Raw genomic sequence first — 6,096 nt, 5'->3', positions numbered from 1 at the left:
ACCGCTGAGCGGTCACCGCGGGAGGGCGAACTCGGCCCACACCCACTTGCCCTCCGCGCCGGTCTCGTAGCCCCAGGACTCGCTGAGCGCGTCGACGATCACCAGGCCGTTGCCGCGCACCGAGTCCTGGCCGACCGGTCGCGGCACCGGGACGTGCGTGTCCTCGTCCCACACGCGCAGCACCACCCGGTCGTCGTTCTGCCGCAGCACCACGGTGACCACGACGCGCCCGTGCTCGACGGCGTTGGTGACCAGTTCGGACGTGGCGAGCACGATGTCCTCCCGGGTGTCCGGCGGCACCTCCCACGCCCGCAGCGCCGAGGTGGCGAAGTCCCTGGCCCGACCAGCCGCCGGTGCCTCCTCCGGCAACCGCGTCACGGCCCGCCGCCACTCGGACGGCCTGCTGCGGTGCTGCGTCGGTCGGCGCGCGCCGTCGGTCCTCACAGTGTCCTCCCGCCAGCGGTCCTTGCTCGCGTATCGGCTGTGTCGGAGGTTCCCCGGAGGTGGCCGGTTAACCACTTTCCGCCCCGATCCTCACCCGCCGTGCATCCCGGTTAGGATCGGCGGACGGTTGAGCCGCCAGCCTGTTGCCGTGGCGGCTATCCCGGTACCGGTGCAGCTTCCTTGTGGTCCGCCGACGGCAGGACGCGGTGAACGACGACAGTAGGAGGTATCTCGGGTGACCACCGAGTTGCGTGTCACGCGTCGCCTCGTCGACGGTGCCATCGTGGTGTCCGCCGCGGGCGACGTGGATCTGACCAGCGCGCCGGACCTGGACAGCGCGGTGCAGTCCGCCTGCGCCGACACCCAGCCGCCGGGGCCGGTGGTGGTCGACCTGTCCGAGGTGACCTTCCTGGGGTCGATCGGGCTGAGCTTGCTGGTCAACGCGCAGCAGAAGTGCGAGGAGAACTCGGTGGAGCTGCGGGTGGTGGCCACCAGCCGGGCCGTGCTGCGGCCGCTGCAGGTCACCCGGCTCGACGAGCAGCTGCGGATCACGTCGTCGGTGGACGAGGCCGTGGCGCCGCCCGCGACCGAAGCGAGCTGATTGCCCCGGCTCGCGCGGGGTACTCGCTGCCGGTGGACCGAGCCGGGGAGCGAGACATGATCGTGGTGAGCAAGCGGATTCCCGTCCCGCCCGAAAAGGTGTTCGCCGTCCTCGCCGACGGCTGGACCTACGCGGGCTGGGTGGTCGGCGCCGCCCACATCCGGCAGGTGGACGGCCACTGGCCGCAGGTGGGTTCCCGGATTCACCACAGTGTCGGGCCGTGGCCGGTGAGCGTGCAGGACGTGAGTTGTGTGCTCGCGGTCGAGGAGAACGAGCTCCTCGAACTGGAGGCCCGCATGTGGCCGATGGGCGCCGCGAAGATCACGCTGACCCTGACCCCGGACACCGAGGGCGGCACCGAGGTCCAGATGGCGGAGAAGCTGGTGCGGGGCCCGCTGAGCGTGTTCCCGGAGCCGGTCCAGGCCGGGCTGCTGGCGCCGCGGAACACCGAAAGCCTCAACCGCCTGGCCGACATCGCCACGAACCGCTGACGGCGCGCTCGTCGCTTCACCGGCCTCACGAGTAGATCGCCCGGTGGGCTGCCTTGATCATCCCCCCGTACAGCCCGCCCACCAGCCCGTTCCGGGCCAGCGCCGCCCGGGCCGCGTTCGCTCCCGGGGCGCCGTGCACGGCCCCACCGGGATGAGCCGAGGCGCCCGCCAGGTACAACCGGTCGACGGGCGTGTCCGCCCTGGCCAGCCCGGGCACCGGCCGGAACACGAACTGCTGGTGGATCGCCGCGGTGCCGGCGTTGATCGCGCCCTCCGCGAGGCTCGCGTTGTGCGCCTCCAGCTCGCCCGGCCCCTGCACGCACCGCCCCTGGATCAGGCTCGTGAAACCGGGCGCTCGCTGCTCGACGATCTCCTGCATCCGGTCGGCGTACCGCTCCAGCCTGCTCCGGTCCCACTTCTCGCCCCGGGGGACGTGCGTGTACGCCCACACCGACTCCGTTCCCGCGGGCGAGCGGGACGGATCGGTCGTCGTCATCTGGCCGAGCAGCAGGAACGGCCGCTCGGGCACCCGGCCGCGGGCCAGGTCCGCGCCGTAGGCGGTCAGCCCGTCGAGATCGGCGTCCAGGTGCACCACGCCCGACCGGCGCGCCTGCTCGGCCGTCCACGGGATCGTCCCGGACAGGGCCCAGTCGACCTTGATCGTGGCGTTGTCCCACTGGAACCGGTCCAGGTCGGACACCAGCCGCGCGGGCAGGTGTTCCTCCCCGACCAGCTCCCGGTACAGCGCCGGCGCCGGCACGTCCGCCAGCACCGCCCGCCTGGCCCGGACCGGTTCGCCGTGCTCGTCCCGCACGCCCATCGCCCGGTTGCCGGCGACGAGCACGTTCCGCACCCGGCGGTTGCACTCGACCCGGCCGCCGCGGTCGGCCAGGCGGCGGACGAGGGCGGTGACGATCCGGTCCGCGCCGCCTTCCGGCACCGGGAACCCCACGTCCTGCCCGGCCATCCCCAGCAGCCACCCGAACACACCGCTGCCGGCGTTGTCCGGGCCGAGGTCGGTGTGCAGGGCGTTGCCGGCGAACAGCAGCCGCGCGCCTTCGCCGTCGAACAGTTCCTCGCCGAGGCGCCGCACCGGCAGCGTCACCATCCGGACGAGCCGGAGGGCTTCCGCGACTCCGATCTTCCGCACCAGCTTCGACGCCGACCGCACCGGCGGAAACGGGCGCAGGACCGATTCCAGCAGGTCGTGCCGCACGCGCTGCCACTGGTCGAACGCGTCGCGCCAGGCGTCGCCGTCCGCGGCGGCGAAGGCCGCGACCGAGGCGGCCGTCTCGTCGAGGTCCCGGGACAGCGCCACGGCCCGGTCGTCGGGCAGGACGTGCGCGAGCACCAGCGGCGCGTGCTGCCACACCAGGCCGTAGGAGTCCAGGCCGAGTTCCCGCAGCACCGGCGACGCGTAGCCGAGCGGGTAGAACGCGCTGTACAGGTCGCTGAGGAACCCGGGCGCGGTGATCTCGGCGCTGCGCACCGCCCCGCCCGGCTCCGGCTCGGCCTCGAGCACGAGCACGCTCCAGCCGGCGTCGGCGAGCACGTTCGCCGCCACGAGCCCGTTCTGACCCGCGCCCACGACGACCGCGTCGACAGTTTCGGTCACGAGGCTCCCTTCTAGGCCTGCGTCTGGCGGCTGGGCCGGCCCAGCCTGATCCCAGCCAACCGCTCCAGCCACGATTCCGCAGCGCGCGGCGCCAGCGGCCCGCTGCCGGTGCCGCTGCCGTCGCGCATGCCGGCGACCAGTTCGGCGAGCGCCTCCTTCGCGTCGTGGCGGGGTTCCCAGCCCAGCTGGGCGCGGGCGCGGGTGGTGTCGATCAGCGGCGCCTGGTCGGCGAGGGTGAGCCAGCCCGGGTGCATCGGCTGCAGCCCGAGCCGCCAGGTCGGCAGGGCGAGGCCGGTGACCAGCCGGCGCGGCACCGGCACCCGGAAGCCGCCGAACAGCTCGGCGAGGTCGTGGACGCCGAGGACGGGTTCGGCGGCGAGGTTGAAGGCGCCCTCCGCGTGGTGGTCGAGCATGAGGCAGATGGCGTCGGCGACCTCGGCGGCGTGCACGGCCTGGACGCGCAGACCGTCCCACAGCGGCACCGGGAGCAGGCGGTTGCCGATCACCGCGGGCGGCAGGAGGGGGCTCAGGGTCCAGCGCGCGAGCTGGCCGCCGGAGTCGTACTGGGCGACGGCGCACGGCCGGAACACCGCGACGCGGACGTCCGGGTGCTGGCGGGCGAACAGTTCGACGAGTCGTTCGAGGCGGGCCTTGTCGCGGCTGTAGGCGCTGCCGGGGACGCCGGTGCGGGGCCAGTCCTCGGCGACGCGGGTCCAGCGCGGGGCGGGCGTGTAGGCGGCGACGGAGGAGGCGCAGACGAGCCGGGGAACCCCGGCGCCGGCGACGGCTGCCAGGACCTCCTGGGAGCCCTCGATGTTGGTCCGGTTGCGCGGCGGCTCGTCCACGGCGGGGTGGATGGCCCAGGCGAGGTGGACGACGGCGTCCGCCCCGGCGAAGACCTTCGGCAGGAGGTCCGGGGCGTCGTCGGAGTCGAGGTCGCAGGGGACCCAGTGGGCGCGGTCGTAGGGTGGACGGCCGTCCGGGACGCGCCGCGCCAGCCCGACGACCTCCCAGTCCGGCCTGCGGGCGGCCGCGCGCAGGAACGCGGTGCCGAGACTGCCGGACGCCCCGGTGACGACGACCTTCATGGCGGACGTGTTCCACCCGGGCGCGCCGGCTAACCCCGGGTACCGGAACTTCTCCGCGCCATGGGCGCGGCGCGTGTGCCCTCGGCAAAGCGGGCGCGCGGAGCCGCCACCATCCGAACCGGGCGGCGCAGCGGGCGCGGCGCCCCATCCGGGGCGCGTAGCCTCACCCGCCTCAGCCCTCCCACGGACCGGGCGCGGACAGCCGCCCCCCAGCCGGGGCGGCGCCCCAGGGTCAGTCCTCCGGCAGTGTGGGTGCCCCGGGTGTCGCCACCGTGGCGAGGCGCGTGCGGATCGCTCGGTGGGCGTAGTCGTAGCGGGATGGGTCGTCGTGCAGGAGGGCGTCTTCCGCGGCCGCCCGGGTGAGCGCGTCCAGCTCGAAGGCCAGCTGCCCGGCGTCCACGTCCGCGGCGATCTCGCCCATCTCCTGCGCCTCGGCGATCGTCGTGCGGTAGAGGGTCTGCCAGTCGCGCCGGCCGGCGGCTATCGCGTCGCGTACGCGGCCCGGGCGCGCGTCGAACTCGGCCGCCGTCGCGATGAAGAAACACCCGCCCTCGAACACCGGCTGCCGCACGTACGCCAGCCACGCCTCGGCCAGCGCCCACACCCGCCGGATCCCCGCCGGGGCCTTCCGCGCGGGCTTCACGACCTTGCCCACGAACACCTCGATCGCCGCGCGCACCGTGGCCAGCTGCAGCTCTTCCTTCGACCCGAACTGCGCGAACACCCCGCTCTTGCTCACGTCCAGCTCGGTCGCCAGCCGCCGCACGGACAGGCTCTCCAGCCCCTCCACCGACGCGATGTCCATCGCCCGGTCCAGGATCACCCGCCGCGACCGCAGCCCGCGCTGCACCCGCTTGTCGACACGCGCTTCCGCCACCCGGCCAGTCTATCCCGGACGACCGTCCACTGCTGAGCGGTTCCCGCCGCCGCGTTGCCCGCTCGACCAGGCGAAACTCAGCGTACAGCCGTCCACCAGGCCAACGAGCGAGATGTCCGGAGGACCTCACCGCGGTGCTCCTGGTGCGGTCCACAGAGGACTAATCGCCCGAACCCGGTTCGGCCATCCGGCGGTGCATCGCCGCCTTCACGGTGTCCGGCACGGCGCGCGCGGCCGCGGCCTGGACCTTGTTGCGCGCCGAACCGGCGATCACCTTGTCCTTGCCCGCCATCATCGCCGCGAACCCCTGCTCGGCGACCTCCGCCGGATCGTCCTTGGGGCCCTGCGCGATCTTGGTGTCGGTCATCCCGGCGCGCTCGAAGAACTCGGTGTCCGTCGGCCCCGGCAGCAACGCCGTGACCGTCACCCCGCTGTCCTTCAGCTCCTCGCGCAGCGCCTCGGCGAACGACGCCAGGAAAGCCTTCGTCGCGTTGTACACGGCCTGGAACGGGCCGGGAGTCATCGCCGCGACCGACGAGGTGAACAGCACCCGCCCCGCGGCCTGCTCGACCATCCCCGGCAGCAGGCGCCGGGTCAGGTGCACCGCCGAGGTCACGTTCAGGTGGATCACGTTCAGCTCGTCCCGCAGCGTCCCGTCGACGAAGGCGCCGCCCACCCCGACCCCGGCGTTGACGGCCAGCGCGGCCAGCGGGCGGTCCACCGACGCCACCGCGGCGACCAGGTTCTCGACTCCGTCGTAACTCGCGAGATCGCCCCGCACGGCCAGTACCTGCGCCCCGAGCGCCATCAGCTCGCGCTGGGCGTCGTCGAGTTCCGCGTTCTCCGCGGCGATCACGAGGTCGTAGCCGTGCGAGGCGAACTGCTTCGCCAGCTCGCGGCCGATCCCGGTGGAGGCACCGGTGACGACCGCCAGCGGTCTCGTCAGTGCGTTGGTCATGCCGGGCGGTTACCCCGATCCG

Annotated in this window: 7 protein-coding genes; 2 read left to right on the top strand and 5 right to left on the bottom strand. The window is 73.7% G+C overall.

Annotated features, from left to right (window positions below; translation table 11 throughout):
* Positions 1–12 precede the first annotated feature (12 nt).
* A complete protein-coding gene (locus tag D0D28_RS29975; RefSeq protein WP_116114359.1) occupies positions 13–444 on the bottom strand; it encodes an ATP-binding protein in 432 nt (143 codons plus the stop codon).
* A 235-nt stretch (positions 445–679) separates the two neighbouring features.
* Here D0D28_RS29975 and D0D28_RS29970 point away from each other — a divergent pair, with 235 nt between their 5' ends.
* Positions 680–1,045, top strand: coding sequence for an STAS domain-containing protein (locus tag D0D28_RS29970; protein WP_094006118.1), 366 nt, complete (start codon positions 680–682; stop codon positions 1,043–1,045).
* Between the two features lie 56 nt (positions 1,046–1,101).
* Positions 1,102–1,536 carry an SRPBCC family protein gene (locus tag D0D28_RS29965; protein WP_094006117.1) on the top strand — a complete coding sequence of 145 codons (435 nt, stop codon included), beginning with the start codon at positions 1,102–1,104 and terminating at the stop codon, positions 1,534–1,536.
* 25 nt (positions 1,537–1,561) lie between these two features.
* On the opposite strand, the gene D0D28_RS29960 is transcribed toward D0D28_RS29965, so the two are convergent.
* From D0D28_RS29960 to D0D28_RS29945, 4 genes are all read right to left on the bottom strand, one after another.
* Entirely contained in the window at positions 1,562–3,151 is a 1,590-nt protein-coding gene (locus D0D28_RS29960; protein ID WP_116114357.1) for a phytoene desaturase family protein, read from the bottom strand.
* An 11-nt stretch (positions 3,152–3,162) separates the two neighbouring features.
* On the bottom strand, positions 3,163–4,239 hold the full coding sequence (locus D0D28_RS29955; protein WP_116114355.1) for an NAD-dependent epimerase/dehydratase family protein: 1,077 nt from the start codon (positions 4,237–4,239) through the stop codon (positions 3,163–3,165).
* A 232-nt stretch (positions 4,240–4,471) separates the two neighbouring features.
* Positions 4,472–5,116, bottom strand: a complete 645-nt coding sequence (locus D0D28_RS29950; protein ID WP_094006115.1) for a TetR/AcrR family transcriptional regulator — start codon at positions 5,114–5,116, stop codon at positions 4,472–4,474.
* A gap of 160 nt (positions 5,117–5,276) precedes the next feature.
* Positions 5,277–6,074, bottom strand: a complete 798-nt coding sequence (locus D0D28_RS29945) for an SDR family NAD(P)-dependent oxidoreductase (RefSeq protein WP_116114353.1) — start codon at positions 6,072–6,074, stop codon at positions 5,277–5,279.
* Positions 6,075–6,096 lie beyond the last annotated feature (22 nt).

Source organism: Amycolatopsis ruanii (assembly GCF_003385175.1).
Lineage (GTDB): Bacteria > Actinomycetota > Actinomycetes > Mycobacteriales > Pseudonocardiaceae > Amycolatopsis_E > Amycolatopsis_E thermalba.
Note: the sequence above shows the minus strand (reverse complement) of the source record. Positions and strands in the feature narration are given on the sequence as shown.

Bases quoted from the DNA above. Each gene is read 5' to 3' on its own strand.
- D0D28_RS29965 (WP_094006117.1), top strand. From the start codon at position 1,102: ATGATCGTGGTGAGCAAGCGGATTCCCGTCCCGCCCGAAAAGGTGTTC.
- D0D28_RS29955 (WP_116114355.1), bottom strand. From the start codon at position 4,239: ATGAAGGTCGTCGTCACCGGGGCGTCCGGCAGTCTCGGCACCGCGTTC.
- D0D28_RS29945 (WP_116114353.1), bottom strand. From the start codon at position 6,074: ATGACCAACGCACTGACGAGACCGCTGGCGGTCGTCACCGGTGCCTCC.